This is a genomic window from Bradyrhizobium macuxiense, from assembly GCF_001542415.1.
In the GTDB taxonomy this organism is placed as follows: domain Bacteria; phylum Pseudomonadota; class Alphaproteobacteria; order Rhizobiales; family Xanthobacteraceae; genus Bradyrhizobium; species Bradyrhizobium macuxiense.
In genome coordinates this window covers 116,326-143,051 of the sequence record NZ_LNCU01000089.1, presented here as the reverse complement: position 1 = coordinate 143,051, position 26,726 = coordinate 116,326, and the positions used below count along the sequence as shown (strand labels likewise).

The 26,726-nt window shown below is 63.7% G+C and carries 30 protein-coding genes; 21 read left to right on the top strand and 9 right to left on the bottom strand.

Annotated elements, in window-relative coordinates:
- The first annotated feature begins 4 nt into the window (after window positions 1-4).
- Window positions 5-757: an alpha/beta fold hydrolase gene (locus tag AS156_RS27155; protein ID WP_066511099.1), complete on the top strand. Its 753-nt coding sequence runs from the start codon at window positions 5-7 to the stop codon at window positions 755-757.
- On the opposite strand, the gene AS156_RS27150 is transcribed toward AS156_RS27155, so the two are convergent.
- Window positions 743-2,137 carry a hypothetical protein gene (locus tag AS156_RS27150; protein ID WP_066510963.1) on the bottom strand — a complete coding sequence of 465 codons (1,395 nt, stop codon included), beginning with the start codon at window positions 2,135-2,137 and terminating at the stop codon, window positions 743-745. The genes AS156_RS27155 and AS156_RS27150 overlap by 15 nt on opposite strands.
- A gap of 197 nt (window positions 2,138-2,334) precedes the next feature.
- On the opposite strand from AS156_RS27150, the gene cysE reads away from it, so the two are divergent.
- Window positions 2,335-3,162, top strand: coding sequence for a serine O-acetyltransferase (gene cysE / locus AS156_RS27145; RefSeq protein ID WP_066510961.1), 828 nt, complete (start codon window positions 2,335-2,337; stop codon window positions 3,160-3,162).
- Between the two features lie 132 nt (window positions 3,163-3,294).
- Window positions 3,295-3,507: a DUF3126 family protein gene (locus tag AS156_RS27140; protein WP_066511091.1), complete on the top strand. Its 213-nt coding sequence runs from the start codon at window positions 3,295-3,297 to the stop codon at window positions 3,505-3,507.
- A gap of 128 nt (window positions 3,508-3,635) precedes the next feature.
- On the opposite strand, the gene AS156_RS27135 is transcribed toward AS156_RS27140, so the two are convergent.
- Window positions 3,636-4,346: a hypothetical protein gene (locus AS156_RS27135; protein ID WP_066510958.1), complete on the bottom strand. Its 711-nt coding sequence runs from the start codon at window positions 4,344-4,346 to the stop codon at window positions 3,636-3,638.
- Here AS156_RS27135 and AS156_RS43035 point away from each other — a divergent pair.
- The 3 genes from AS156_RS43035 (at window position 4,345) to AS156_RS27125 (ending at window position 5,595) form a co-directional block, all read left to right on the top strand.
- Complete coding sequence (locus tag AS156_RS43035) at window positions 4,345-4,482, top strand: hypothetical protein (protein ID WP_160331147.1); 138 nt, start codon at window positions 4,345-4,347, stop codon at window positions 4,480-4,482. The genes AS156_RS27135 and AS156_RS43035 overlap by 2 nt on opposite strands.
- Window positions 4,483-4,561: 79 nt before the next feature.
- Window positions 4,562-4,891: a DUF6949 family protein gene (locus AS156_RS27130; protein WP_066511088.1), complete on the top strand. Its 330-nt coding sequence runs from the start codon at window positions 4,562-4,564 to the stop codon at window positions 4,889-4,891.
- A 173-nt stretch (window positions 4,892-5,064) separates the two neighbouring features.
- Complete coding sequence (locus tag AS156_RS27125; protein WP_066510955.1) at window positions 5,065-5,595, top strand: gamma carbonic anhydrase family protein; 531 nt, start codon at window positions 5,065-5,067, stop codon at window positions 5,593-5,595.
- Between the two features lie 7 nt (window positions 5,596-5,602).
- Here the strand turns inward: AS156_RS27125 and AS156_RS27120 are convergent, their stop codons facing one another.
- A complete protein-coding gene (locus AS156_RS27120; RefSeq protein WP_347336648.1) occupies window positions 5,603-5,893 on the bottom strand; it encodes a hypothetical protein in 291 nt (96 codons plus the stop codon).
- A 17-nt stretch (window positions 5,894-5,910) separates the two neighbouring features.
- Here AS156_RS27120 and AS156_RS27115 point away from each other — a divergent pair, with 17 nt between their 5' ends.
- From AS156_RS27115 to AS156_RS43530, 3 genes are all read left to right on the top strand, one after another.
- On the top strand, window positions 5,911-6,219 hold the full coding sequence (locus AS156_RS27115; RefSeq protein ID WP_066510953.1) for a hypothetical protein: 309 nt from the start codon (window positions 5,911-5,913) through the stop codon (window positions 6,217-6,219).
- 155 nt (window positions 6,220-6,374) lie between these two features.
- A complete protein-coding gene (locus tag AS156_RS27110) occupies window positions 6,375-6,884 on the top strand; it encodes a hypothetical protein (protein ID WP_347336647.1) in 510 nt (169 codons plus the stop codon).
- Between the two features lie 207 nt (window positions 6,885-7,091).
- Window positions 7,092-7,241: a hypothetical protein gene (locus AS156_RS43530; RefSeq protein ID WP_201456117.1), complete on the top strand. Its 150-nt coding sequence runs from the start codon at window positions 7,092-7,094 to the stop codon at window positions 7,239-7,241.
- A gap of 400 nt (window positions 7,242-7,641) precedes the next feature.
- Here the strand turns inward: AS156_RS43530 and AS156_RS27105 are convergent, their stop codons facing one another.
- Window positions 7,642-8,124, bottom strand: a complete 483-nt coding sequence (locus AS156_RS27105; protein WP_066510951.1) for a hypothetical protein — start codon at window positions 8,122-8,124, stop codon at window positions 7,642-7,644.
- Window positions 8,125-8,376: 252 nt separating this feature from the next.
- Between AS156_RS27105 and AS156_RS27100 the strand changes: the two genes are divergently transcribed.
- A complete protein-coding gene (locus AS156_RS27100) occupies window positions 8,377-8,787 on the top strand; it encodes a hypothetical protein (protein WP_066510945.1) in 411 nt (136 codons plus the stop codon).
- 87 nt (window positions 8,788-8,874) lie between these two features.
- On the opposite strand, the gene AS156_RS27095 is transcribed toward AS156_RS27100, so the two are convergent.
- A complete protein-coding gene (locus AS156_RS27095) occupies window positions 8,875-10,059 on the bottom strand; it encodes an acyltransferase family protein (protein ID WP_082747757.1) in 1,185 nt (394 codons plus the stop codon).
- A gap of 405 nt (window positions 10,060-10,464) precedes the next feature.
- On the opposite strand from AS156_RS27095, the gene AS156_RS27090 reads away from it, so the two are divergent.
- From AS156_RS27090 to AS156_RS27075, 4 genes are read left to right on the top strand one after another with little or no spacing between them, the layout of a single operon-like run.
- Window positions 10,465-11,250 (top strand): sterol desaturase family protein, encoded by a 786-nt coding sequence (locus AS156_RS27090; RefSeq protein ID WP_066510938.1) that lies wholly within the window; start codon window positions 10,465-10,467, stop codon window positions 11,248-11,250.
- A gap of 17 nt (window positions 11,251-11,267) precedes the next feature.
- The gene (locus tag AS156_RS27085; RefSeq protein WP_066510936.1) at window positions 11,268-11,645 is read left to right on the top strand and encodes a hypothetical protein; all 378 of its coding nucleotides are present in this window, start codon (window positions 11,268-11,270) and stop codon (window positions 11,643-11,645) included.
- A gap of 13 nt (window positions 11,646-11,658) precedes the next feature.
- Complete coding sequence (locus tag AS156_RS27080; RefSeq protein WP_066510935.1) at window positions 11,659-11,856, top strand: hypothetical protein; 198 nt, start codon at window positions 11,659-11,661, stop codon at window positions 11,854-11,856.
- Between the two features lie 25 nt (window positions 11,857-11,881).
- Entirely contained in the window at window positions 11,882-12,190 is a 309-nt protein-coding gene (locus AS156_RS27075; RefSeq protein ID WP_066511077.1) for a DUF6166 domain-containing protein, read from the top strand.
- A 146-nt stretch (window positions 12,191-12,336) separates the two neighbouring features.
- Here the strand turns inward: AS156_RS27075 and AS156_RS27070 are convergent, their stop codons facing one another.
- From AS156_RS27070 to AS156_RS27060, 3 genes are all read right to left on the bottom strand, one after another.
- Window positions 12,337-13,095 (bottom strand): GntR family transcriptional regulator, encoded by a 759-nt coding sequence (locus tag AS156_RS27070; RefSeq protein WP_066510932.1) that lies wholly within the window; start codon window positions 13,093-13,095, stop codon window positions 12,337-12,339.
- A 240-nt stretch (window positions 13,096-13,335) separates the two neighbouring features.
- Window positions 13,336-13,950: a transglutaminase-like cysteine peptidase gene (locus AS156_RS27065; RefSeq protein ID WP_066510930.1), complete on the bottom strand. Its 615-nt coding sequence runs from the start codon at window positions 13,948-13,950 to the stop codon at window positions 13,336-13,338.
- Between the two features lie 333 nt (window positions 13,951-14,283).
- Window positions 14,284-14,901, bottom strand: a complete 618-nt coding sequence (locus tag AS156_RS27060) for a PilZ domain-containing protein (protein WP_066510925.1) — start codon at window positions 14,899-14,901, stop codon at window positions 14,284-14,286.
- Window positions 14,902-15,166: 265 nt separating this feature from the next.
- Between AS156_RS27060 and AS156_RS27055 the strand changes: the two genes are divergently transcribed.
- The 4 genes from AS156_RS27055 to AS156_RS27040 all read left to right on the top strand — a co-directional run bounded on the left by AS156_RS27055 (window position 15,167) and on the right by AS156_RS27040 (window position 20,757).
- A complete protein-coding gene (locus tag AS156_RS27055; protein ID WP_082747756.1) occupies window positions 15,167-16,153 on the top strand; it encodes an MBL fold metallo-hydrolase in 987 nt (328 codons plus the stop codon).
- A gap of 39 nt (window positions 16,154-16,192) precedes the next feature.
- Window positions 16,193-17,344 carry a zinc-binding dehydrogenase gene (locus tag AS156_RS27050; protein ID WP_066510920.1) on the top strand — a complete coding sequence of 384 codons (1,152 nt, stop codon included), beginning with the start codon at window positions 16,193-16,195 and terminating at the stop codon, window positions 17,342-17,344.
- A 111-nt stretch (window positions 17,345-17,455) separates the two neighbouring features.
- Window positions 17,456-19,378 carry a patatin-like phospholipase family protein gene (locus tag AS156_RS27045; protein ID WP_066510919.1) on the top strand — a complete coding sequence of 641 codons (1,923 nt, stop codon included), beginning with the start codon at window positions 17,456-17,458 and terminating at the stop codon, window positions 19,376-19,378.
- Between the two features lie 239 nt (window positions 19,379-19,617).
- Window positions 19,618-20,757: an amidohydrolase/deacetylase family metallohydrolase gene (locus AS156_RS27040; RefSeq protein WP_066510916.1), complete on the top strand. Its 1,140-nt coding sequence runs from the start codon at window positions 19,618-19,620 to the stop codon at window positions 20,755-20,757.
- A gap of 337 nt (window positions 20,758-21,094) precedes the next feature.
- Here AS156_RS27040 and AS156_RS27030 read toward each other — a convergent pair whose 3' ends face one another.
- Complete coding sequence (locus tag AS156_RS27030; RefSeq protein ID WP_066510912.1) at window positions 21,095-22,705, bottom strand: ABC transporter substrate-binding protein; 1,611 nt, start codon at window positions 22,703-22,705, stop codon at window positions 21,095-21,097.
- A 376-nt stretch (window positions 22,706-23,081) separates the two neighbouring features.
- Here AS156_RS27030 and AS156_RS27025 point away from each other — a divergent pair, with 376 nt between their 5' ends.
- The 3 genes from AS156_RS27025 to AS156_RS27015 are packed head-to-tail and all read left to right on the top strand — an operon-like array spanning window position 23,082 to window position 26,699.
- Window positions 23,082-23,942, top strand: a complete 861-nt coding sequence (locus AS156_RS27025; protein ID WP_066511074.1) for an FAD binding domain-containing protein — start codon at window positions 23,082-23,084, stop codon at window positions 23,940-23,942.
- Window positions 23,943-23,946: 4 nt separating this feature from the next.
- Complete coding sequence (locus AS156_RS27020) at window positions 23,947-24,444, top strand: (2Fe-2S)-binding protein (protein WP_066510910.1); 498 nt, start codon at window positions 23,947-23,949, stop codon at window positions 24,442-24,444.
- Window positions 24,441-26,699 carry a xanthine dehydrogenase family protein molybdopterin-binding subunit gene (locus tag AS156_RS27015; protein WP_066510908.1) on the top strand — a complete coding sequence of 753 codons (2,259 nt, stop codon included), beginning with the start codon at window positions 24,441-24,443 and terminating at the stop codon, window positions 26,697-26,699. The genes AS156_RS27020 and AS156_RS27015 overlap by 4 nt, the downstream gene beginning before the upstream one ends.
- Window positions 26,700-26,726: the final 27 nt, after the last annotated feature.

The following is a 26,726-nucleotide window of genomic DNA, read 5'->3' as shown; positions in this document are numbered from 1 at the left end:
GATGATGCCGAGTTTTCACCACGGCGATGTTGAAATTGCCTATCTCGACGAAGGCGAGGGCGACCCGATCGTGCTCGTGCACGGCTTTGCGTCGAGCAAGAACGTCAACTGGATCTATCCGACCTGGGTGTCCGAACTGGTCAAGGCCGGCCGGCGCGTCATCGCGCTCGACAATCGCGGCCACGGCGAATCCACCAAGCTCTACGATCCCGCACAGTACGAGATCGCGATCATGGCGAGCGACGTGATCGCGCTGATGGATCATCTCGGGATCGCGCGCGCCGACGTCATGGGCTATTCGCTGGGCTCGCGGATGACCGCAATCCTGGCGCGTGAACATCCCGAGCGACTGCGCTCGGCGATCCTCGGCGGCATCGGCGTCGGACTGATCGAGGGCGGTGGCCCCGGCGAGAATGTTGCGCTCGCACTGGAAGCACCGTCGTTCGACGATGTCACCGATCCGGTCGGCCGAACCTTCCGCGCCTTTGCCGACCAGACCCGTTCCGATCGCCGCGCGCTCGCGGCCTGCCTGCGCGGATCGCGCGGCCTGATGACGCGTGCGGAAGCCGCCGGCATTCGTGTGCCGGTCTTGATTGCCGTGGGCAGCAAGGACGAGATCGCCGGCTCGGCGGTGGCACTCGGCAAGATCATTCCGGGCGCGGAGGTGCTCGATATCCCGAACCGGGATCACATGCGGGCGGTCGGCGACAAGGTCTACAAGACGGGCGTCGCCGACTTCCTCTCACGGCGAGCTTAGCTCGTCGCGATCACGATCGCCCAACAACCGTGCGGCTGCGATCAACACCACGAAGGTGGCGATCCAGACCAGGCGTGCGCCGTAGCGATCGTGCGGGCCGGAGATCACGCCGCAGATGACAGCGTTGCCGAGCAAGGCCAGCGTGACGGTGCCTGCGAGCAGGGTGAGATCGTCGCGCCGTCGCCGCCACACGCCGTAGCCGAACAGGATCGCGACGATGACCATCGAGCCCAGCGCGACCGGCACGTGGACGCGGTTGATGGCGGTGAAATCGAGGTGCCAGCGCTGCTGGCGCGCTGCGCGCATCGGCGCGACCTGCGATGGAATATAGCGCTCGATGATGCCGTAGGTATGCGGTATCCAGCCGTTGGTGCCTTCGCCGGTCGCGACATGCACAAGCTGGTCCCCGGTCGCGGCAAGCGCCGCCTTGGCTTGCCATGCCGGATACTCGGCGAGCGACCGCACCACGATGTGGCCCATCTCGTCGTTCAGGCCCTCGAAGCGTCCGAGCTTGTCGAACATGCTGTGGCCCCACAGGAAGTCATCGGCCGTCGGCGGCAGCTCGTTGCGATAGGGGCAGAGCTTCAGGTTCTCCTTCGCGCAATGGTCCCGCAGATACTGCGCGACGATGCCGTCCTGCATCATGCGGCCGAAGGCGACGCCGTAGCCGCCGGGCGTCCAGGCGAGTTGCCCCGAGAGCGCGAAATTCGCTGCCAGCAACATCGCGGCGCCCGCAACGATGGTCAGGCTGCCCTGCAGCAGGCTAATGGCCGGGATGCGTTTGCCGAGGAACGGGCGCACCATCCAGCCGACGCAACACAGGCCGAGCAGAACCGCGAGCGTCGCGCTGTGGGTGGCGCCCGAGAATGCGATGAAGGCGAACAGCGCACATTTTTCCAGCGTCGCGATCTTTCCGCCATGCAGGACGAGGATGAACAATGCGAGGATCGACAGGCCGGCAAAGATGTCCGTCAGCAGCATGCTGGCGAGCCAGGGCAGCGCGGTGGTCAGGATCAGCGCGAGACTGATCGGGACCAGCCGGACCGTCCGGGCGAGGCCAAACACCCGCAGCGTCAATTGCAGGATCCACAGCGTTGCCAGCGCCTGGATGCCGAGATTGAGCCAGAAGCTCGACCTCTCACCGAGGTGCAGGTAGATGCCGAACACGGTGGATCGGCTCGGCACCAGATACCCCTCGTACCAGCGGGCCAGATAGCCGCCGGTATCCCATTGGAGCAGCGGGTAGCCGTTCCAGAAGGCGGGCGCGAGCAGCAACAGGGGAATGGCAATGGTGGCGACCCAGACCGACCGAGTCTCGGTCAGGCGCGCGCGTAAGATCTGCGTATTGATGATGTATCCCCCCGTATTGGGGCCGACCATGCCCAAATCTGCGGTAGGGAAGAAATCCGCCAATAGTTGCAGAAGCACGGCTTGATTTCGGCAAAATCCCGACCACTTGCCCTAAACGGCCGCCGAGGGGCGTTCGGCCGGGGTTTACCCTACCGAGCCGTCCCGGGACGGGCTGGATACACCGTGCTATAACGCGCAACCGAACAACCGTATTGCGAGAGCGGTCCATGGCAGTTCATCAGGTCAATCAGCAGGGCGGGAAGCTGGCGGCGCTCGATCCGATATGGGATCGCGTGCGCGGCGAGGCTGAAGACATCGTGCGGCGCGAGCCCGAGCTTGCGTCCTTCATCTATTCGACCGTGCTCCATCACGAACGCCTGGAAGACTCGGTGGTGCATCGGCTGGCCGGGCGGCTCGATCATGCGGCATTGTCCGGCGACCTGATCCGCCAGACCTATGACGAGGCGCTGCGCGACACGCCAGATCTCGGCAATGCCTTCCGCGCCGACCTCGTCGCCGTCTATGACCGCGATCCCGCGACCTCGCGCTTCATCGATCCCTTGCTCTACTTCAAGGGCTTCCACGCGCTGCAGACCCACCGTCTCGCGCACTGGCTCTATCAGAAGGGCCGCAAGGATTTTGCCTATTATCTGCAGAGCCGCTCTTCGGCGGTGTTTCAGACCGACATCAACCCGGCCGCACGGATCGGCCGCGGCATCTTCCTCGATCACGCCACGGGCTTCGTCTGCGGCGAGACCGCCGTCATCGAGGACGATGTTTCGATCCTGCACGGCGTGACGCTCGGCGGCACCGGCAAGGAGAACGAGGATCGTCACCCGAAGATCCGCCACGGTGTCTTGATCGGCGCTGGCGCCAAGATCCTCGGCAATATCGAGATCGGTCATTGCGCGCGCATCGCGGCCGGCTCTGTCGTGGTCAAGCCGGTGCCGCACAACGTCACCGTCGCCGGCGTGCCTGCAAAGATCGTCGGCGAGGCCGGCTGCGCCGAGCCGTCGCGCACGATGGACCAGATGCTCAACGCGACTGGCCTTTGATTTCGTTCGTTTTCTGACGGCGACGCGTTTTCAGAGAAATATCGCGGCGCCGGAGCCTGAAAAGGCTCTGGCGATCTCTGGCATCTCGTCCTAAAACTCCCCGGAAAATCACCGACACGATTGGAGACTGCCGTGGACGTTCAGGAAGTCAGGAAGCTCGACGCCTATCTCAAACGCGTATTCGGCAATCCCAAGATCCGCGTGGTGCCGCGGCCGAAGAAGGACGACTCCGCCGAGGTCTATGTCGGCGAAGAATTCATCGGCGTGCTGTTCGTCGATGACGAGGATGACGATCGCTCGTTCCAGTTCCAGATGGCGATTCTGGAAGAGGACCTGAGCGAGTAGGGGCTCGGCGCGGAGCCGCAGGGTGGGCAGAGCGAAGCGTGCCCACCGTCGCGGGCGAAGTCGGAATGGTGGGCTCGGCGCTGTGCGCCTTGGCCCCCTACGAAATCTTCAAACGTTGTGACGCCAGATTATCCCTTCGCGCTGTGCATCTGCGCGGAAAGGCGATCCATTGCGGTGGCGATATCGCGCCATTGCACAAGCCAGCTGCGCGGAAAGCGGAAGGTGAGGTCGGCGCCCTCGATGCGCCGCTCGCTCAGGCACATGCCTGGCGTGGTGGTGTCACGCGTGCAGCGCGCAGTCAGTGCCGGTTCACTCGCGGTGAACAGATCCTCGCCGCCATAGGGCGAGCCATTGCGAAATGCGCGCCTGGTCAAGCCGTCGTCAGTGGTTGCCGCGTCTTCCAGATAGTGCGGATAGATCGTGCGCAGCCGCATGTCGGGCGCAAGTGAATCGTGATGCGCTGCGATCGACACGAATATGCGGTCGATCGGCTGCACCTTGTCCTCGATCGTGTCGGCACTGTAGTGCTTCGGTACGCCCGGCGCGATGAGCGAAGGATAGAGGAAGTCGAGGTCGACACGCTCCTGCGGCCCGGAATGGCGCTGGATCTTCATGCGCACTGCCAATGTCGGCACGTTGAACAGTGTGCCGCCGACGCTGACCGGCAGCCGCGACGGGTCGCTCGGCGGTGCGGTCGTGTAGGTCGGCCACAACAGGTAGGCGACCAGTGCGATCGCAACTGCCGCAATGACCGCGGAAAGGATGATCGGGAGCAGATGCGCGCGCGGATTGCGCCGCGTATCGCGTGCGAGATGCTGGGCCGTCGAAAGAAGCGTCATGAACGAGGTATCGGATCAGATCAGGGCCGAATCAGTTAGCGAATATGCCACGGAGCGCGGCGAATTCCCGCACGATTCCAATGCAATCCGCATCAGACGCGCGATGCGCGACGGCGCGATCGATTTCGCGTATTAACCTTTTCTTAAGGATGATGTGGCGGCCGGTCGGTAATTTTGCGAAGCAGGGCGACCGTCTGTTGCGTAGCGGAAGTCCGATGTCGCCCGATACCCTGAATTCCCTGTTCTCGCTTTGCATAGGTTTCGCCCTCGCGGGCGCGCTGGCCAACGGCTATCAGATGATGGCCGAGCGCCCGGCCGGGTTCGGCCTGCTGCAGCAAGGGGTGGCGCCGAAGACTTTCGCCGCGGTGCCGTTCCTCGTCTTCGCCGCGCCTTTCATCATCATGCGCAACACGCTGCGCGGGACGCGTATCGAGCGCCGTCGCTTCGAATTCGTGATGATGGCAACGGTCATCGCGGGCTTCTGGAGCCTGATGTCCGGTACCTTCTTCCTGATGACACTGCGTGCGGCGGGCCTGCTCGCCTGACCTGATCGCGGTCCCTCTCGCTTGAAACCACGTCGGCCGCTGTGCCAAGGTCGCTCCGACCTGCGCTTCGGTTCTGATTGAATCAGAACCGAAGCTCTGCATTCTCATTTCGACGCGTTTTCTTCGCGCGAACCGGCGTTCGGTTCGCTCGAAAGCGCTCCAAGGAGACCTTCATGGCGATCTACGAGCTCGATGGGCAGGCGCCCGATCTTCCCGCCGACGGCAGCTACTTCATCGCGGATACTGCCGTTGTGATCGGCAAGGTGCGGCTCAAGCGCTCGGCGAGCGTCTGGTTCGGCGCCGTGCTGCGCGGCGACAATGAGTGGATCGAGATTGGCGAAGGCTCCAACGTCCAGGACAACTCGACCCTTCACGTCGATCCCGGCTTTCCGCTGACCATCGGCAAGGACGTGACCATTGGCCACAACGCGATCGTGCATGGCTGCACGCTGGAAGACGGCGTGCTGATCGGGATGGGATCGATCGTGATGAACGGTGCGCGGATCCGGCGCGGCAGCGTCGTCGGCGCCGGTTCTGTCATCACCGAGGGCAAGGAGTTTCCGGAATACTCCCTGATCATCGGCGCGCCGGCGCGGGTGGTCCGCACGCTCGACGCCGCGCAGATCGAGAACTTGTCGAGGCCGGCCAAATCCTATGCCATCAGAGGCCCGCAGTACAAAGCCGGGCTGAAGAAGATCGGCTGAAGCCGGGTCAGCTCTTCCGTGCTCGCTTGCGCGCGCCCTGCGACGCCGCGGGGCTTGGCTTCGCAGCATCCTGCAGCCGAGCGCTCTTGCGCAGCGCGTCCTTCAGGTCGATCGGGATACCGTGCTTCTTGAGCAGGTCGGTGAATGCCTCGTCGGCGAGCTCCTGAAGGGTTGCCATTCGGTCGCGTCCAAGCTGCTTCAGCTTGTCGAATGTATCGTCGTCGAACTCGATCAGCTTGCGCAAAACCGCATTGCTCCAATGCCTGTCGGAACTGCCGCCTTGCGGAATCGTTGACATCGGCAAGGAGAATTTCCATGCGCAAATTATCCGCCATCACCACACTCGCGACAATCGCAATTCTGCTGGCCTCTCCCGCGACCTTCGCGCAAACGACCGGACAAGGTGCCGGCAGTCCGTCAACCGGCACGACACCTCAGCACCTCGCATCACCCCCGCCGCGCGGCACCAACAGCGCGGGCACTGCACAATCCTCAGGAGGCAGGCTGAACACCGGCGAGGGCGTTACGACCGGTTCGGCAAGCTCAGAGAGCGTCGACCAGGTCATCGCCAACGAGAACCGATCGATCGACCAGCGATTGAAAGGCATTTGCCGCGGCTGTTAGCGATTAACGATTCTGACGCCGCCGCTTCGATGAACGCCGGTCGCGCAGAAGTGAGTGCGACATGATGCGCCCGTCGAAGTCTTGATCCTACATTGGGTTTGTAGGATTCGAACGCTGGGACGCGTCCGACGTACTTTAGACAGGAGTAACGAGTGATGTTGCGCAAAACGATGATTGCCTTGATGGCGATGGCCTCAGTCAGCTTGCTCTGGGTCGACACCGCATCGGCGCGGGGCTTTGGTGGCGGTGGCGGCTTCCACGGAGGTGGCGGAGGCTTTCATGGCGGCGGCTTCCACGGTGGTGGGTTTGGTGGTTTCCGTGGCGGCGGCGTGGGCTTCCGCGCCGGCGGATTCGGCGGTGGCTTTCGATCCGCGGCGATCGCCGGCCCAGCATTCCGTGGCGGATGGGCGGGGCGCGGTTGGCACGGTGGCTGGCGCCATCGCGGCTGGGGTTGGGGTTTCCCGCTCGCTGCGGCCGCGATCGGCTTTGGAGCGGGCTATGGCGCCTACGATTACTACAACGACTACTACGATAACCCGTACTACGCGGGCTATGGCTACAACGACGACGACTACTACTACGGCGGCAGCGGTTGCTACGTCGTCCGTCGTGGCATGATGACGCCGTTTGGCTGGCAGGTCCGGTCTGTGCAGATATGCGACTGACCGCAACGAGCGGCGCATGGCCGGCTGATCGCCTGGCGGGTCGTTCGCAGTGATTGTTACGGCCTCGGTATCGGCATGCCGAGGCCGTCTTGTTGGTGCCGCGCGCTGGTACGCGGCTTGCTTCGTGTTGTGTCAGTTTCTGCGTGGACGCGTTGCGAAACAAAGGCTGCTGCTCCGGTCGGAGCGGGGCCTCAGAGGACATGAGTGATGCTGACAATTCCTGATCTGACATTGCTGTTCATGGGCATTGTCTTCAGCCTGGCAATCGCCCTGATTTGGATGCTCTACGAGCTCGAGCCGAAGCTCGCGCGGTTGAGGCTGAGGCGCGATCGTGTCTCGCGCGATCGCATCGCGTAAGGGCGCCATCGAGCAGGCTGACCGACGACATGTGCCGCGGCGTTCGGCAAGCTCCAACACGTGCGCAACGAGGCTTGTGCGCGACGGTTGGGGGCAAAAAAACAAGGCCGTCGACGCAGTATACCGTCAACGACCTTGCCAGCCCCGGATATTGAAATCGGCTCACGCCATCCGGTGAATGAAGGATGCCTTGGATTCGAGGTCCGATATGTGAGCCAGTTCACAAAGTCGGGATTAATTCACGTTACCGGGCGCTTGGCGGGGGTATTTGGACTAGCAAAATCGGCAAAAACGACGGTTTTCGGGGCTTTTTTGCCGCTTTCGGGGCGATCGGTCTAATGTCGCGCTGCTTTGGAGGCTGCGGTAGCGCCTGCCCGGATGGCTCCCGGCTCCGCCGGGATCAGCTGCGCGACCCGCCGCGCTTGCGGTGCGCCGTCCGCGAACGCTTGCGCGGTGACGGATCGGCTGTCGGCTGCTCGCTGGCCTGCGAACTTGCGAAGGATTGGCGCAGGCTCTCGACCGCTTCGGTCAGCGCCGTGACCTGGTCGGACAGCTTCTTGGTGTCGGCCTGCTGTGCGGCGATCTGCCGGCGCATGGTCTGCACGTCATCCTGCATCGCCTGCAACTGATCGATCGATTCCTGCTGGGTCACCTCAAGCCCCTTGGTTTTTTCCGCCAAGGCTTCGGACATCTGGGCGGTGCGGGCCTGCAGCTGACGGGCGGCGACCACCCGATCCGACTCGGGCGGATTGCCGAAGGCGCGCCACAGTCCGATCGAGCCGAACCCGAATAGCACGAGCACAAGCGCTGCCGCGCCGATCGCGATCGGCTGGACGCCGACGCCGCTACGGGACTGCGAATCCTGGGGGGCAAGATCGATCATGCGACCAGAACCGGACATCAATTGAATGGTTTCGCATAGCACAACCTTGGCGGAGCTAAAACCGGGGATTCCGACGGGGCTGGCGAGGGTTGGCGGAAATTGTCGCTATTGTCGTGATTTCGCGTCAAATCGGAGCTGTCTGTTGCAATGCGCAAAATGCAGGTCGGCAAATGGCGATAGCGCCCCGACGGCAGCTCGTCGTGCTAACAGCAGCGGCATCAGGCGGTCCGGTCGACCGGCGGAAGGCATGGAATGGCATTCGCGATCAAGGCCGAGATACGTAATCCTGGGGCGAAAACGTTCGCGTTCCCAGCCCAAAAGACCATGTATGGCGGCAAGCGCATCGCCGCCGGTGACGTTGTATTCCTGTTCGCGAGCGAGAACGAAGGCGGGCAGGGCCTGATCGCGCGAGCGGTCGTCACGTCGGCCGAGGCGGTCGCACGGAAGCCCGGCATCCTCAGGCAAACGCCGCGCGTCAGCATTGCCGTCAAGCGCGTGGCACTGGCAAAGCATCGCCTCGGGCGGGCCGAGCTCAAGGGACACGCCGACTGGAACGACGGCCGGCCCGAGACCGAGCTCAACTTCAAGTTCTACCGCCAGGCCACCAACAAGATCGTCGGCCTTTCGGACGATGCGGCGGCCTATCTCGACGGCTTTTTCTAGCGGCCCGATCGTAGCGAACGCCGGCACCGGGTGCGGATGAGGCGATCCAGAACGTGATGACCAGGCTCGACTGGGAGCACAAGGGCATCATCCCGATGCACGCCCCTCGGAAGCGCACTGCACGGGCGAGTGGCCCAACGGATCGGCAAGGATGGCGGCGATCGGGCGCTTTCGCAGCAGCACTTTTCCGGGCAGCTCAATCAGGCGGTACGTGATCGATGCCAATCCAACGACTGCGAAGAAGAAACCGAGCAGGAAAAGCACGGTGTCATAGGGCATCTGGATGACAAACGCGACAGATGCCAGATGCACGGCCAGTTGAAGTGGAAAGTGCACGAGATAGATGGAGTAGGAAATGGTGCCGAGATAGACCAGCGGGGGCAGCAGCAAAACCCACCGAACCACCCTGCCATGGATCGCACCGATGATCAGGGCCGGGAAGCCTATGGCCACGACTGCAAGGTGGAGTAGTCCGGCCAATTCACTCTGCTCGCTGTAGAAGAGAAATCCGAAAGCGGCGGCGATGGCAAGTCCATCGGCAAGGCCGCGATCCAGGTTGATCCGCAACAGCCAGCGCGAATGCACATGATGCAGCGCTAGTCCGCAGCAGAAGCCGAGAATGGTCCGGAAGATGTCATTGGTGGGTCCTGGCGCGGTCGCATCGTCGATCAGACCACCTTTCAGGATGACGACAAGCAACACCGCGAATAACGCGAACAGCCCCGCGCGGGCAATGTTACGCGGAAGCGCGATGGCCGCCAGGAACAGAACGTTGACGACGAACTCGGTCGAGATCGACCAGGACGGTCCGTTGAATGAATGCCCTCGCTCGAGCCCCGTTCGATTGAGCATCAGAAGGTTCAACACGAAATCATACGTGTCGTTGAACTGATATACGAACGGCGGCGAGGTCAGACGATTGACCAGTAACCATTGCATGACGGCCACGACGCAAAGCATCGCGAAATGCAACGGATACATTCGGGAAATTCGATCGCGAACGTTGTTCGCAAACGTCGCTCTGCGCTGGTCGTTCCAATACGCGCGGGCAAGCACAAAGCCGGACAACACGAAGAAGAAGTCAACGAGAAGCTCTCCGTGGTGATAAAAAGGCGCCATAAGCGACGGAAGCGGAGCGGCGCCGAAATGGCTCGTATAGTGCCATCCGACAACACCGATCGCCGCAAGCGCTCGTAGACTATCCAACTCATGCAAACGAGTTGGTTCCCGGCTCTCGGAGAGCCCTGACTTGTCGCCCACAGATTCAACCATTCGCGCTTGGCCTTCCAGCGGAGGGAACGTGCACAGCGAGGTTGCGGAGGCCGGCGTGTCGACCTCCGGGAAGTGGCCGGTCCCTACGCCGAAATGTTTGTTGGCGTACCGCCGACGCGCTTCGTCGCTGCGAAACGTCGTTGAGATTTTCCAGGCTCTCGAAGTGTCGCCGACCCAGCATGCTTGCCGATACGGTGATTCACAATACGACCTTGCCGCAACATCGATAATTTGGTGTACCGAGGATTAACTGCTCGTCCTGGGTGTGTCGGGCGATAAGTCGGCGCTCTCGGCAAGAGCCGGCCGGTGCCAAGCGCGGCGACCGTCAGCGCGTTTCGGGTACTTGCCTTTGGTGTCTGATGTGCTACTGATATGTCAGATAGACAAAGACAGGGAGGGCCTGCGATGGAGTTGGCCGCGACCGGGATGACGGAACGCCAGCGCAAATATCGCGCGACCTACCGCGAGCGCGTGGCCGGCTGGTACAATGGCTGGCTGCATGTGGTGCTGATCTACACGATCGGCTTCACGGCGCTTTACGTCTATCTCGCCAATCTGCACGACGTGCGCTGGTGGGAATACGTCACCATTCCCGTGGTCTTCCTGATCGCAAATTTCTTTGAATGGGCGGTGCATCGCTTCGTCATGCATCGGCCGTCGAACGTGCCGGTGCTGCGCGCGATCTACAATCGCCACACGCTGATGCACCACCAGTTCTTCACCGAGCAGGAGATGCGCTTTGCTGATCACTACGACTGGCGCGTGACGTTCTTCCCGCCCTATGCGCTCGTGGTGTTCACGCTGATGTCGATCCCGCCGGCCATCATCGCGGGTCTCGTGATCTCGGCGAATACAGGCTGGCTGCTGATCACCACCACGACCTCGATGTACCTGATCTACGAGTTCATGCATTTCTGCTGCCACGTCGAGGAAAGCGCGTTTGTGCGCAACACGCCGTTCGTCAACACCATCCGCCGACATCATACCGCGCATCACAACCAGTCGATCATGATGGAGCGGAACATGAACCTGACATTCCCCGTGATGGATTACCTGTTCGGCACCTCCGACCTCAATCGCGGTCTGCTCGGCCACATCTTCAATGGTTACAGCACGCGCTACGTGAAGACCGACATGCGCCGCACGGCGCGGACCCCGCGCGTCGGCGGCGTCGCCGCTCCCGCCGAGTAGCACGTCGGAGGAAGCCCATGATGCAGCTTGAACCAAATCTCGGCGCGCTCGCCTGGTTCTGCCTGTTGTGGAGCGCCTGCTGTATCAGCTTCCTGCAGTTGGTCGGAATGTATCCGCTGCAGCGACGCTCCGCCGCGGCGGTCATCGCGGCGACGCTGCTGTGGATTGCGCTGGCTGCCGGGACGATCAAATTTGCCGCGGTCGAATTGCGCTGGAGCACGATCGTCGTGGTGGGCGGCGTGCTGTTCCTGTTCCTGCCGGAGTTGTTCCAGGCGCTGCCGCTGCGTTGGCGCGACGGGCGAGCAGGGCTTGCGATGTCCGGCTGCGTGATGATCGTGGCGCTTGTGGTGCTCGCGCAGGTCGCTCCGTCGTCGCTTCATACCTGGCTCGCCTGAAGGGAGATCCCGAATGCCAAGCCGCATCAAGCTCATGTTGTCGGTGGCATGCCTCGTGACCGCGGCGTGCGGGTATTGGTTCATGGTCTATCTCGGGCGGCAGGGGCCGAGCTACGCGGTCGCATTTCTCGGTGTGTTCGCCACCGTCGCGATGTGGATCTTCCCCGAGGTCGTGAGGAAGGACGTCAAGGCACGGCCGCCCGGATCCTGACATGATGCAGCGGAAGGAGGGGCCGATGGCCAATTATACGGGCGACCGCACCATCGACGGCATCGCGGTCCTGGTCGACGGCCAGCCGCTGTCGCCGCACTACGACCAGCTTCGGCTGACCGACCACGGGTTCGAATGGAGCTATGAGGGGCCCGAGCCGGCGCAACTGGCCTTCGCGCTGCTTTACGATCATCTGAAGGACGCGAGCGCGGCCAAAGCGCTGCACGAGACCTTCATGCGGCGTGTGGTCGCCAATTTCGACAACGAATGGGAGCTGAGTTCGGCCGATCTCGACGATGCGGTCGCGGCGCTCAGGAACGGACGCGCCGCGTAGCGGTTCGCTAGAGCATGATCCGGAAAAGTGTGAAGCGGTTTTCCCTCGCGACAAACGCAAAGCATTTGCGCGGAGATCATGCTCAATCAAAAAGCTAAAGCGCGATGACGATTCAACCCGATCTCATCGCGCTTTAGGTCGCCGCTCTACAGCGTCGATCGCGCAAAGCTTTCGATGTAGTCGATCAGCCTGTCGGACGCTTCGCCAGCGGGATCGACACGGTGCTCGGCGATGGCTTCGGCGACCTCGGCATGCAGCCGGGCGGCAAGGGGGAGATCGGCGGCTTCCTTGTAATGCTGATACCAGAAGCGGCGAGACAGTCCATGCATCAGGCCCATGGCCCGGCTGGCGAACTCGTTGCGGGATGCTGCCGATACCAGCGTGTTGAACTTCTGATCGAGTCGCATGAAGAGAAGGTCGTCGGATTTGTCCGACGCCTGCCGCATGCCGGAGGCGATCTCGGTAAACTGTGCACGCTGCTCGCTGGTCGCGCGCTCGGCGGCCCCGCGCGCCATTAGCCGCTCCAGTTCACGCCGCACTTCGAGCAAGCGTAGCTGGGCCCGCAAATCGATCTCCGAGACGAGGACGCCGCGACGGGCGAGAATGTTGACCAGGCCATCGCGCGACAGCCGCTGCAGGGCTTCGCGGATCGGCGTGCGGCCGATGCCCAGACGCTGGGCGAGCACGAGTTCGGACAGCGCGGTGCCGGGCGACAATTGCAGCGTCACGATCAACTCTTCCAACTCGGCATAGGCACGGTCGGTGAGCGTCACGTCGTTCTGGAGAAAGGGGGCCTGCTTCGACGTTCGCGACTTTTCGCTGGTCGCGGCCGACTTGCGCCTTGGTCGGTTGCTTGCTGCGAGAGCAGCGCGCGCGGTGCCGGATCGTTTGCTCGAATCTGCCATGGAGAATGCTGCTGCTACACAACAGATATGTCACACCTCCGGCGGCGCTGACAAGGTCGCGCGTCTCGCGCGAGAAGATCGACCTTCGAGCGTTGGACGAGATGCCGGCGTCTGGCAGAACCCGTGCGCTCGAAAATGGTGCGGCCACCCTCTGGGGGAAGGGTGGCCGCGCGCGAACCGGTCTGGGACGGGGAGGGGTGGGGATGTGACCGGGTCGCGTGTTCGAATGATCCTTCGGCTTTACTTCGAGCTTGCGGTCGCAACGGCCTGGCGGTTGTCGCCGAGCGAGACCCAGACATTGGGATCGCTCTGCGACTGCCGCTTGACGAAGCGGTAGCCGGTCTCGGTCCAGGCGACGATGCTCTCGTTCTGGTTATCGAGCACGTACTCGCCCTTGTCGGTCTTCACCGTCAGCACCGCGTGGCCTTCGCCCTTCTTGTCGCGGACAACCGTGATCAGCAGCGCCTCGCGCGGCCAGCCGGCATCCATCAGCATCTTGCGCTTCAGGAGCACGTAGTCCTCGCAGTCGCCGTAGCCGTCGGTCGGCAACGACCATTTCTCGACGACACCCCAATGATCCATGTCGGTCATCGGCTTGATCGTCTCGTTGACCCACTTGTTGACCCGCACGAGGTCCCGCCACGCGGTCTGCGACAACACGATGTCGCGTGGTTGCGTCGAGCCGCCGCGGCATTCGCGCGGATTGTCGGCGCAGAATTCGACCCAGCCGATCGGCGATCGCGCGACGTCGCCCAGGCTGGCGTAGAGCACGTCACCGGCCTTGGCCGAGACGCAAGTCGCAAACAGGATGGCGGCAACGGCCAATCCCTTCCCCTGTCCCCTGAAACCAAACATTGTGGCCCCCGTTCTTTTTGTTGGGACCATGTTTCGCACAAAGGATTTGCGCCGCCGCTAAGTGTGCAAAGTAGATTTGACGCGAATACTCGCAAAACTCGCGGCGAATTCGATCTGTACTTGAATCGAATTCGCGTAAAATTTGAAACAACTGCAATTGATTCAAATTTTATGCATTAACGTGGAAAGCGCTGCCACAACGCGGTTTGCCGCGACAGTTGTTCGCGGCGTTAACCGCAGATCGCGTGGCCAAATGCATCAAAGGCGGCTTCCGGAGCACCGGAGGCCGCCTTTTGCGGGTCGAAATTCGCTGGGTTCGAGCGGTCGGCCGCTTTACCTGGCGGTAACGCTCTCTTCGAGGGTTTCCGCGTCCTGCTCGTGGACGAACTCAAGGGCGAAGCCCTCCTCGAGATTTCGCACCACGCGGGCCTGCACCTTGCCGAGCATCACCAGCGACTTCAGCGGCGGGCGGTTCTCGGCGGCGATGGCGGCGCCTGAAAGCGACAGGTCGATGATCCGGCAGGTCATCCGGGTGCCGTCCTCCTGCGTGAGCAGGGCGATCGGGTTGCGCGGCACGATACGGTCGTGGCGGCGATCTTCCGGCAGATTGAGGATGTCGCGGTTGGCGAGCCAGGTGAGCTGGGCGGCGAGCTTGTCGCGCTTGCGGGCGGTGGCCCCGATCGTCATCGCGAAGCCGTTGTCGATGATGCGGGTGATGCGGCCCTCAACCCGGCCGATATGGTCGAGATAGGCGATCACGCGGTCGCCGACATTGCCGATGCCAGGCGCCAGCAGTGCGAGGCCGCCCGGAGACATATTGATGATCTGGCAGGGAAACTCGCGCCGGTCAGGCAGCATGTAGCGGCCGAGCAGGTGGACCTTGACGCGCTGAAAGCGCCGTCGCTCCTCGGCCATGGGGACGACGGAAGTTTTCTTCTGTGCAAACGACATCAATCACCGCGACCCGACCGCCGGCCTTTCCGTGCCCGTACGACCCTAAGGCTATCAGGGTTAATGGGGCGTTAGCAGCGGGTGCGTGAACGATGCGCGCACGCCTGCGGTTGAGTGAAGCGGGATCGCTGGCAGGAAGTTCCCGCCACCTGGAACAAAAATACGGCGATGTGGCGGGAGGTCATGACATCCGGGCGGCCTTTACCTAAGTTCGTCCTCGCTGAGCAGCCGGGATCAACAAGGGGCTGATGGCGGGGAGGACAGGATGGTGGGTTCGAGACCGATTGCGCGTGCGGTCGCAATGCTGCTCTTTCTTGGTGTCTCCGGCGCGCGCGCCGCCGAAATGCGGGTCACGCTGCTGGGCACGGGAACGCCGACGCCGCGGCTGTCCGCCTTCAGCGCCTCGACGCTGGTCGAAGCGGGGCCCGAAAAGCTGATCTTCGATTTCGGGCGCGGCTCGACGATCCGGCTGTTCCAGAAGAAGATCCCGATCGGCGCGATCACGGCGCATTTCATCACCCACTTGCATTCCGACCACGTCGTCGGCCTGCCGGACATGTGGCTCACGGGCTGGATCGGCACGCCCTTCGGTTCGCGCAAGACGCCAATGGTGATCTTCGGACCCAAGGGCACGGTCGCGATGACCGAGAACCTCACCAAGGCGTTCTCCGAGGACATCCGTATCCGTATCGCCGACGAGGACTACCCGCCGGCCGGCGTCGCTTTCGCGGCGAAGGACGTTGAGCCGGGCCCGGTCTACGAGAAGAACGGCGTCAAGGTGAGCGCGATCGAGGTCAACCACGGCGAGAAGATCAAGCCGTCGTTCGGCTACGTCATCGAGTATGACGGCAAGAAAGTGGTGCTCTCGGGCGATACCAAGCCCGACGAGCGCGTGGCCAAGGCAGCCGGGGGTGCCGATCTCCTGATCCACGAAGTCGCTGTCATCGATCCCGAGCTGTTCAAGACCTATCCGAACTATCGCGCGATCGAGAACCACCACACCTCGCCCGAGGAGGCCGGCAAGATCTTCACCCGCGCGAGGCCGAAGCTCGCAGTCTATTCCCATATCGTGTTCGCAACGCATTCGCCGACGCAGGACGTGCCGGAGGATGCATTGCTGGCGCGGACGCGCACCTCCTATCGGGGGCCGCTGGTGATCGGGCGCGACCTGATGTCGTTCGTGATTTCCGACAAGGTCGAGAGTTTTGCACCCGACGGAAGCCCGATGAAGCCGCTCACCACGGAGAAATGATCGGCGCGATCAACAACGAGACCAAGGGAGAGCAAGCCGATGCGAGAGATCCGCGTATGTACCCATGAGGGACCGGGCGCGAAGCCCGTCATTCGCACCGTGCCGTGGCCCCAGGTCGGCAAGAAGGCCGCGCTGATCAAGGTCGGCGCCTGCGGCGTCTGCGGCACCGACCTGCACATCCTGAAAGGACATTGGCCGAAGCCATTGCCATGGCCGTTCACGCTCGGCCATGAACTGGGTGGCGTGATTGTCGAGTGCGGTCCTGAATTCACCGAGGACTTCATGAGCAAGCCGCTTCAGGTCGGCTCCAAGGTGATGATCCCGCCGCTGATGCCCTGCGGCCGCTGCTACTACTGCATCCACTATCCCCAGAGCGCCAACAAGTGCCTGACGCCGGTCTACTACGGCCGCTATCTCGGCTTCGACAAAGCTCCGCATATGTGGGGCGGCTGGGCCGAATATGTCTATGTCGATCTCGACATGCTGCCGGGCACCAAGATCTACAAATTGCCGGACGACATGTCGCTGCGGCTAGGGGCGCTCTCCGAGCCCTTGACCTCCTGCATCCGCGCCTTCAACCGCGCCACCCGCGCCGGCGGCTTCACGTGGGGCGATACCGTGGTGATCCAGGGCTCCGGCCCGATCGGCATCCTCGCGGTTGCCGCGGCGCAGGAGATGGGAGCGGGGCGCGTGATCTGCGTCGGCGCGCCGGAAACCCCGCGCCTTGCACTCGCGCGAAAATTCGGTGCGGAAGCGACGGTCGACATCGAGCAGCTCAAGACCCCGGAGGAGCGCATCAGGGCGGTGCGCGACATCGTCGGCGGCTTCGGCGCCGATCTGGTGATGGATTGCTCGGGTCATCCGACCGCGGGCCCCGAGGGCATCGAGATGCTGCGCGACGGCGGCACCTATGTCGAGATGGGGCAGTTCACCGATGCCGGCTCGATCGACACCTCGTGGCATCGCATCTGCACCAAGGACCTCAACCTGCTCGGCTCCTGGGGCTTCACCGCCAACGACCTGCCGCTCGGCGTCGACATGCTCTATCGTACCCGGAACAAATATCTTTGGCTCGATATGCAGACGATCTACCCGTTCACCGAGGAGGGCGTCGGTCAGGCGGTGGCGGATGCGATGGCGATGAGGACGGTGAAGTCGACCATCGTGCCGTGGCCGGAACTGGTTGGGTGATCCCGGCGACGAGCGACACTGTGAGCCCTGTTGCAGTGCTTCCAAAATCGTGATGCCGCGTCGGATCTTATATTGCTCGCCGGGGCGACGCCTCGGCGCTAACATCGAAGTATGCAGTCGAACCGGGTGCCGCCCACGCAAGGGACGAGCGCGACGATCGCGCGGGGAATCGCGTCGGAGGAGTTTCCGCTGTTCAAGGCGCTCAGCGCGGAACAGCGGATGAGGGCGTTCGCTGCAATGACGCGGCAGGACATCGTGCGTGGCCAGCTCCTGGTCGAACAGGGCGGCGCTTCGGACGCACTGTTTCTGGTGCTGCACGGCGCGCTCGCCGTGTACAGGACCGATCATCCTGAACCGATTTCCGAGCTTCGCGCCGGCGAACTGGTCGGTGAGATCGGGTTCTTTGCAAATGTCCCGCGCACGGCCAATGTGATCGCGATCCGCGATACCAGCGTGCTGGTGTTGACGCGTGCGGCCTATGCGACGCTGGCGCAGGAAGCGCCGGGCATCGTTGAGGCGCTGCTTGCTGCGCTTGCACGGCGGTTTGCGGTTCAGACCGCGCGCCTTATGCCCGCCCGCTCATCGCCCAAGGCGCGGACCGTCGCGTTGATCGCGGGCGGGCGTGAGCCGGCGCCGGCAGACTTTGAATACCGGTTGCGCCGGAGCCTGGCCGCTGCCGATGCCGAGATCATCGACCGCGCACGGCTTGAGGCGATGTTTCCCGGGCGCGCGCTTGATACGTCCGAGGTCGCCGACTGGCTCAATGGGATCGAGTATGACGCACCGCTGGTGGTGTATTTCGGCGGACAGGACGCATCGGACTGGGCGCGGAAGGCCATTCGCCAGGCCGACCTCGTCGTGTTCGTCTGCCGCGGAGATGCTCCTCCGCCTGATCTGACCGAGATCGAGAGCTTCGCCTGCGGCGTGCATCCCGCGTCGGCGCGACGCCTGGTTCGTGTTCACGATCGCAGGCGCCATGAGGTCAAGGGCACCGCGACGTGGCTGGCCCGGCTGCCCTGCTTCATGCACCATCATGTTGCGCTCGAGGACCAGATCGACATCGATAGTCTGGTCCGCTTCCTCTGTGGCCGCGCCGTCGGATTTGTCGCCGGCGGCGGCGGCAGCCTCGGCACGGCGCATGTCGGGATCTACAAGGCCTTCCGTGAGCGCGGTGCGATGTTCGACATCCTTGTCGGCACCAGCGTCGGTTCCGCGATGGCTGCCGGCTTTGCCAAGAACTACGACGCCGAGCGTCTCGAGCGCGGCACGCATGAGATCTTCGTCTCCAGCCGCAGCTTCCGTCGTCCGACCTGGCCGCGCTACGCCTTGCTGGATCACAAGGCCTTCGATGCGGCGCTCGCCGATCAATATGGCCACGACTGCCGGATCGAAGACTGCTGGCGGCCGTTCGCAGCGGTCGCAACCAATCTCTCGACGCACAGTCTCGAATTGATTCGAACGGGCCTGCTCTGGCAAGCGGTGCGCGCATCGAGCGCCATTCCGGGCCTGCTGCCACCCTTCTATACAAAGGACGGCACGATGCTGGTCGACGGATGCCTCGTCGACAACGTTCCGCTGGCGCAGATGCATCAGCTCAAGAGCGGTCCCAATCTGGTTGTCCATTTCGGCGAACCTGCCACCGAGATGTTCGACGTCGACTACGCCGCACTGCCGGGACGGTTCGAACTGCTCGCTTCCATGCTGATGCCGTTCCGCAAGAAACTGCTGCCTGCCGCGCCAAGTGCCGTCAACGTGTTGTGGCGTAGCCTCGTCGCGCATCAGCGCTACGATACATTGCCGACCACGCCGCTCGATATGGTGATGCGTCCACCGACGCCGTTCGGTGTCGACGTGACCGATTTCGACCGCCATCAGGAAATCTTTGAATCGTCCTACCGTTGGGCCCACGAGACCATCGTGGCCCACGAGGCGGCGCATCATCCCGCCATTGCGGCCATCGTCGCGCCGGCCAAGCGGGCCGATGAAGCCGCGGTGGTGGGCGCGGCCGCATCCCACCAGGCGCTCTTCGGTTGAGCCGGCGATATGGCGCTTTGCAGCCCGTCATTGCGAGCGAAGCGAAGCAATCCATCTCACCGCAAGCGGAGGGATGGATTGCTTCGTCGCTATCGCTCCTCGCAATGACGGGGCTGGCGCTTGAGCATAAATCCATACTCTCTGGAAGAAGTGGCACGCAAATAACGTAGCAGCGATAGCCTGCACTTGCAGGCGGTGAGAAGTCGATCATCGTGCCGAACCGAAATCTGGAGTTTGGAATGCCCTTCGATTTGATCCTGCGCGGCGGACGGGTGATCGACCCGTCGCAGAAGCTCGATGCCGTGACCGATGTGGCCTTCGCCGGCGGCAAGGTGGCCGCGGTCGGGCCCGGGCTGAAAGCCGATCCCGCGACCGAGGTTCGCGACGTCTCCCGATACATCGTCACGCCGGGGATCATCGACCTGCACACCCACGTCTATTGGGGCGGCACCTCGCTCGGCATCGACGCGGAGGAGTTCTGCCGCAACTCCGGCGTCACAACGTCGGTCGATACCGGCAGCGCCGGGCCCGGCAATTTCGCGGGCTTCCGCAAGCATGTGATCGAACCGAGCCAGGTCCGCATCCTCGCCTATCTGCATGTCTCGCATGCCGGCATTTTCGGCTTCTCCGACCGGGTGATGGTCGGCGAGAGCGAGGAATTGCGGCTGATGAATCCGGTCGATGCCGTGCGCGTCGCCGACGAGAACCGCGACCTGATCGTCGGCATCAAGGTGCGCGTCGGTCTGTTCGCCTCGGGCACGTCGGGGATTGCGCCGCTCGACATCGCGCTCGAGGTCGCCGAACAGGTCGGCATGCCCTTGATGGCGCATATCGATCACCCGCCGCCGAGCTATGAAGAGGTGCTGGCGCGGCTGCGCCCGGGCGATGTGCTGACGCATGTGTTCCGTCCGTTCCCCAACACGCCTGCGACCGCGCAGGGCACGGTGAAAAGGAGCGTGCTGGAGGCGCGCGAGCGCGGCGTGCTGTTCGACATCGGCCACGGCAAGGGCTCATTCGCCTTCAAGACCGCGCGCGCGATGCTCGCCAACGGCTTCTATCCGGACACCATATCGTCGGACATTCACCAGCTCTGCATCGACGGCCCGGCCTTCGATCAGGTGACGACGATGTCGAAATTCCTCTGCATGGGCATGCCGCTGCCGGATGTGATCGCGGCATCGACCGTCAACGCGGCGATGGCGTTGCGCCGTCCGGAGCTCGGCAGCCTCAAGCCCGGCAGCGTCGGCGACGCCACGCTGATCTCGATCAGGGAAGGGGAGTTCGACTATGTCGATGTGGTCGGCGAGCACCTGACGGGTGATCGCAAGATCGTGTCCGAAGGCGTCGTGATCGGCGGTCGCTGGTGGCATCCGACATAGCGCGCGTGCTTGCGAAATCCGCGTCCGCTTTGCTCCAAACCGCCGATGACGACCGATTCCAGCAACGACCGCTTCGCTCAAAAGCAGACTTTGTGAGTCCAGTCATCTCGCAAATCTTTCGCGTGCGGGAGCGCGCGCTGAACGAGGCGACGGCGCAGACGGCGCTGATGCAATCGCCTATAGCGAGAGTGAGCTTGCACGATTTCGGAATATTGGAAGTGTCTCGCTGATTTGCCCGACGTGTCAAGCAGCCTGGCCCGAACGCCGGCTACTTTGCATGGGGTTGTTTTCGATATTTTGGCAGCGGGCGCTGGCGCGGACATCGCGCCGCTGCTGCTCACTCCGTCTTGTCGACGTTCCAGAACACCGGCGGCGCCGGTCCTTCCAGCACGCCGGTTAGCGATTTGCGCCAGGCGCTCGGCGCCCGGAACTGGCCGAGCGGGATATAGACGACCTGCTCATAGGCTTCCTTCTGGATGTCGGTCGCGAGCTTCTTCCGTTCCTCGTCGGAGCTCGCGCGCGCAAAGGCGTCGCGCATCCGCTCGAGCTTGGGATCGTCAGGCCAGCCGAACCAGGCGCGCCTGCCGTTCGCGGCGATCTGGTTGTTGACGATCGGGTTCATCGTTTCGGTCGCGCCCGTGAAGGTGAAGAACAGGTTCCAGCCGCCTTCCTTCGGCGGTTTCTGGCTGGCGCGGCGGCTGACCACGGTCTGCCAGTCGGTCACCTGCGCATCGACGTTGAAGCCGGCCTCGCGCAAGAGCTGCGCCGCAACGGTCGGCGGCCCTTTCAGCGTCTGGACGTCGCCGGGGATCATGATCACGACCGGCGTGCCGTCATAGCCGGATGCCGCCAGCGCCTTCTTGGCCTCAGTCATGCCGTTGCCCTTGGTCAGCGTCTCCGAGCCGACGTCGCTGGCGAGCGGGGTGCCGCAGGCGAAATACGCGCCGCAGATCTCGTAGAGCTTTGGATTGCCGACGGTGGCGTCGAGCACATCCTTCTGGTTCATCGCCAGCAGCGCGGCGCGCCGGATCTTGACGTTGTCGAACGGCGGGTACAGGAAATTCATGCGGCCCTCGATCTGGAAGCCGAACTTGTTCAGCACGGCGACGGTCAGGTCGGAATTGGCTTCCAGCACCGGCAGCAGGTCGATGGACGGTTGCTCCAGGAAATCGATCTCGCTGGATTGCAGCGCGTTGATCGCGGTCTGCGCGTCGGGCATCGTGATCCACTCGACACGATCGACCTTCGCCACCTTGGCCCCGGAGGTCCATTCCGGCTTTTCCTTGCGCGGAATGTAGTCGGCATTCCGCTCATAGACCGTCTTGACGCCCGGCTGGAATTCGGCGGCGACGAACTTGAACGGGCCGGAGCCGATCTGTTCGGCAATCTGCTTGCCCGGCGGCGTCTCCGCGAGCCGCTTCGGCATCATGAAGGCGACATAGGAGGACGGCTTGGCGAGCGTCTCCAGCACCAGCCCGTACGGCTCCTTGAGCTTGAGCTGGATGGTTTTCGGCCCGCTGGCTTCGAGGGTTGCCGTGAACTCCATCAGCTTCTGCGCCATGCCGTCGACGACGGCCCAACGCTTCAGCGAGGCGACGCAATCCTCTGCGGTGACGGGCGCGCCGTCGTGCCATTTCAATCCGTCGCGCAGCGTGAAAGTGTAGGTCAGCTTGTCGTCGGAGATCGTCCAGTCCGCCATCTGCGGCCGGACCTTGAAGCTGGCATCGAGGCCGACCAGCGTGTCGTAGACCATGTAGCCGTGGTCGCGGGTGATGTAGGCCGTGGTGAAGCCGGGATCGATGATGCGCAGGTCGGAGTGCATCACCGCGGTGATCGTCTTGCCCTTGCCCGCAGCGGAGGCCCGCGACGTCCATACGGCCGGGAGAGCGACGGCCGGTGGCACGCCGGCGGCAAGCTTGAGGAGGGTGCGGCGCGAAACGTTGGCCATTCGCTGTCTCCTGATGTGGCGCAGGCGGGATCGGTGGTGGTCATCGATCCGTGTGTCGTTCGGCCCGGCACACATGCTGCAGCGATAGATATGTTTCCCTAATCCGGCGCCGCAGGCAAGCAAGGGGCGTACCATTGGGGGCCGAGGCCCCCGATTCTCACGATGTGAAAGACCTGTGACCGCGTCGCGCTGCGCCGCCGGGGCCGCACAAGCCCCGCATCCTGCATAGGAGCCTGCGCTTTCCACCGCACCTCGGAGGCTGTTCCGGCGTCGCCCGGCCGTGTAGGCTGTTGTTTCTGCTGGCCAGACATAAGGCCGATCACCGTCACAAGGGAACGAGCAGGCGAGGGAGACCGAAGCAACAGCCATGACCGATATCCGATACGTAGCACCGCGCACGCTTGATGAAGCGATTGGCGCATTTGCTGCCGCCGGAAGTGCCGCCCGCATTATGGCAGGTGGCACCGATTTGTTGGTGCAAATGCGCTCCGGCCTGGTGCGGCCGGGATTGATCGTCGATATCAAGAAGATCGGCGAGATGACTGAAATCACTGAAACCGCCGACGGCGGCTTCCGCGTCGGCGCTGCCGTCTCCGGCATGGAGCTCGCGGAGCATCCGCGCTTCGGCAAGGTCTGGCCCGGCGTGCTCGAGGCCGTGAACCTGATCGGCTCCAAGCAGGTGCAGGGCCGCGCATCCGCCGGCGGCAATCTCTGCAACGGCTCGCCCGCCGGCGACAGCGTGCCGGCGATGATCGCGGCCGGCGCCGTCGTCACTTTGCAGGGCCCGGACGGCCGCCGCGAGATCAAGGTCGAGGACGTGCCGGCCGGACCCGGCCGCACCAACCTCAAGCTGGGCGAAATCCTCGTCAGCTTCGCATTGCCGCCGCGCCCTGCGGGCTCGAGCGATGCCTACCTGCGCATGATCCCGCGCACCGAGATGGATATCGCGGTGGTCGGGCTCGGTGTCAGCCTGACGTTGAAGGACGGCGTCTGCACCGCGGCCCGCGTCGGGCTCGGCGCAGTGGCGCCGACCGCGCTGCTGGTCGAACCTGCCGCGAAGGCCCTGATCGGCTCCAGGCTTGACGATGCGGCGCTGGACGCGGCCGCTGCCGCGTGCCGCGCCGCCTGCCGTCCGATCGACGACAAGCGCGGCACCATCGCCTATCGCACCAAGACTGCCGGCGTGCTGCTCAAGCGCGTCGCCGCGATCGCCGCCACGCGCGCCGGAGGGAATTGACACCATGGCGAAACTGCACGTCACCACCACCGTCAACGGCGAGCCGATGGAATTCCTCTGCGAGCCCTATGACACCATGCTCGACGCGCTGCGCGGGCAACTCGGCCTCACCGGCTCCAAGGAAGGCTGCTCCTCCGGCGATTGCGGCGCCTGCTCGATCACGCTCGACGGCCGCCTGGTATGCTCCTGCCTGATGCTCGCGGCCGAAGCCGAGGGGCACGAGATCAGGACCATCGAAGGCATGGCCACGGGCGACAGGCTGCATCCGCTGCAGCAGAAGTTCCTCGAGCATGCCGCGCTTCAATGCGGCATCTGCACCTCGGGCATGCTGGTCGCGTCCGAGGCGCTGCTCGCGAGGAATTCGAATCCGACCGAAGAGGAAGTCCGCTTCTGGCTCGCCGGCAATCTCTGCCGGTGCACCGGTTACGACAAGATCGTCCGCGCGGTGATGGAGACCGCCGCCGAAATGCGGGAGCAGGGAATCCAGGAGATTCGCCAATGAACGTCGTCGACAACAAATGGATCGGCCAGCGCACCATTCGCCCTGATGGCGTCGACAAGGTGACGGGCCGCGCGGCGTTCGCCGCCGACACCACCATGCCCGGCATGATCTGGGGCAAGGTGTTGCGCAGCCCGCATCCGCATGCGCGGATCAAGTCGATCAACACCGCCAAGGCCGAGGCGCTGCCCGGCGTGAAGGCGGTGGTCACCTCGCGCGACATCGTCGATTTCACGATCGAGAAGGGCGCGGTGATGCTCGGCATCCAGGACATGCGCTGGATGTGCCGCAACGTGATGGCGCGCGACAAGGCGCTGTTCCCCGGTCACCCCGTTGCGGCGGTGGCCGCGACGTCGGAAGCGATCGCGGCGGAGGCCTGCAAGCTGATCGAGGTCGACTACGAGGTGCTGCCCTGGGCGATCGAGATCGACGATGCGCTCAAGGACGATGCGCCGATCCTGCATGAATGGAACAAGTTCGACGGCAAGCCCTCGAACATCATGGGCCGGCTCGAATCCAAGAAGGGCGACATCGCGCAGGGTTTCAAGGACGCCGAAATCGTGATCGAGCGCTCCTTCACGACCCGCCCCGTGCACCAGGGCTACATCGAGCCGCATGCCTGCCTGATCTCGGTCGCGGCCGACGGCAAGACCACGATCTGGTCGTCGAGCCAGGGCCAGTTCATGGTGCGCGCGATGACGTCGATGCTGACCGGCATCCCGCAAAGCGACATCCGCGCCATCCCCGCCGAGATCGGTGGCGGCTTCGGCGGCAAGACCATCGTCTATCTCGAGCCGCTCGCGACCTTGCTCGCGAAGAAGTCCGGCCGCCCGGTGAAGATGGTGATGACCCGCGAGGAGGTGATGCGTGCGACCGGGCCGACCTCGGGCTCGAAGAGCACGGTCAGGATCGGTGCGAAGAAGGACGGCACCATCGTTGCCGCCCACGGCACCTATTATCTGCAGGCCGGCGCTTTCCCGGGCTCGCCGATCCGCGGCGCGGTCGGCTGCAGCTTCGCGCCCTACGACATCCCGCATGTGCTGTCGGAAGGCTATGACGTCTGCTCCAACCGCTCCAAGGTCGCGGCCTATCGCGCGCCCGGCGCGCCGATCGGCGCCTACGCGGTGGAATGCGTGCTCGACGAGCTTGCCGAGGCGTTGAAGATGGACCCGCTGGAGCTGCGGTTGAAGAACGCAGCGAAGCAGGGCACCAAGGCGGCGCACGGCCCTGTGTTCCCGCGCATCGGTTATATCGAGACGCTGGAGGTGGCGAAGAAACATCCGCATTATTCCGCGCCGCTCGGCAAGTTGCAGGGGCGGGGTGTCGCGTCCGGCTTCTGGTTCAACGCCGGCGGTGAATCCTCGGCGCAGGTCAATATCACCGAGGACGGCAACGTCGTCGTCACCACGGGTCACCCTGACATCGGCGGCTCGCGCGCCGGCATCGCCAACATCTGCGCCGAGCTGCTCGGCATCGACTACAAGCGCATCTCCGTCATCATCGGCGACACGCAGACGGTCGGCTTCTCCAATCTGACCGGCGGCAGCCGCGTGCTGTTTGCGTCCTCGATGGTGGTGACGCAGGCCGCCGACAAGGTGATCGCGACCTTGCGCGAACGCGCCGCGAAGATCTGGGAGATCGATCCTGAAGCCGTGAAGTGGGAGAACGGCGCCGCGCATCCGGTGAGCCCGAATGCCGGCGAGTTCAAGCCGCTGACGCTCGCAGATCTCGCCGAGAAGGCGCCGTCGCAAGGCGGCCCGATCGGCGCCAGCGTGCAGCTCAATACCCAAGGCGCGGAAGGCGGCTTCGGCACGCATATCTGCGACGTCGAGGTCGATGTCGATCTCGGCATCATCAGAGTGATCCGCTACACGGCCGTGCAGGACGTCGGCCGCGCCGTGCATCCGAGCTATGTCGAGGGCCAGCTCCAGGGTGGCGTCTCGCAAGGCATCGGCTGGGCGCTAAACGAGGAGTACATCTACAACAAGGACGGCAAAGTCGATAATCCCGGCTTCCTCGACTATCGCATGCCCGTCTGCTCCGACCTGCCGATGATCGACTGTGCACTTGTCGAGGTACCGAACCCGAAGCATCCGCAAGGCGTGAAGGGCGTCGGCGAAGTGCCGCTGGTGCCGGTCATGGCCGCAGTCGCGAATGCCGTCCACAACGCACTGGGCAAGCGCTTCTACAGCCTGCCGATGTCGCCGCCGAAGGTCTCGGCGGAGCTCGACGCACCGGTGCAGCAGGCGGCGGAGTAGGGAGCGTGGGGCGGGTTAGGCGCAAGC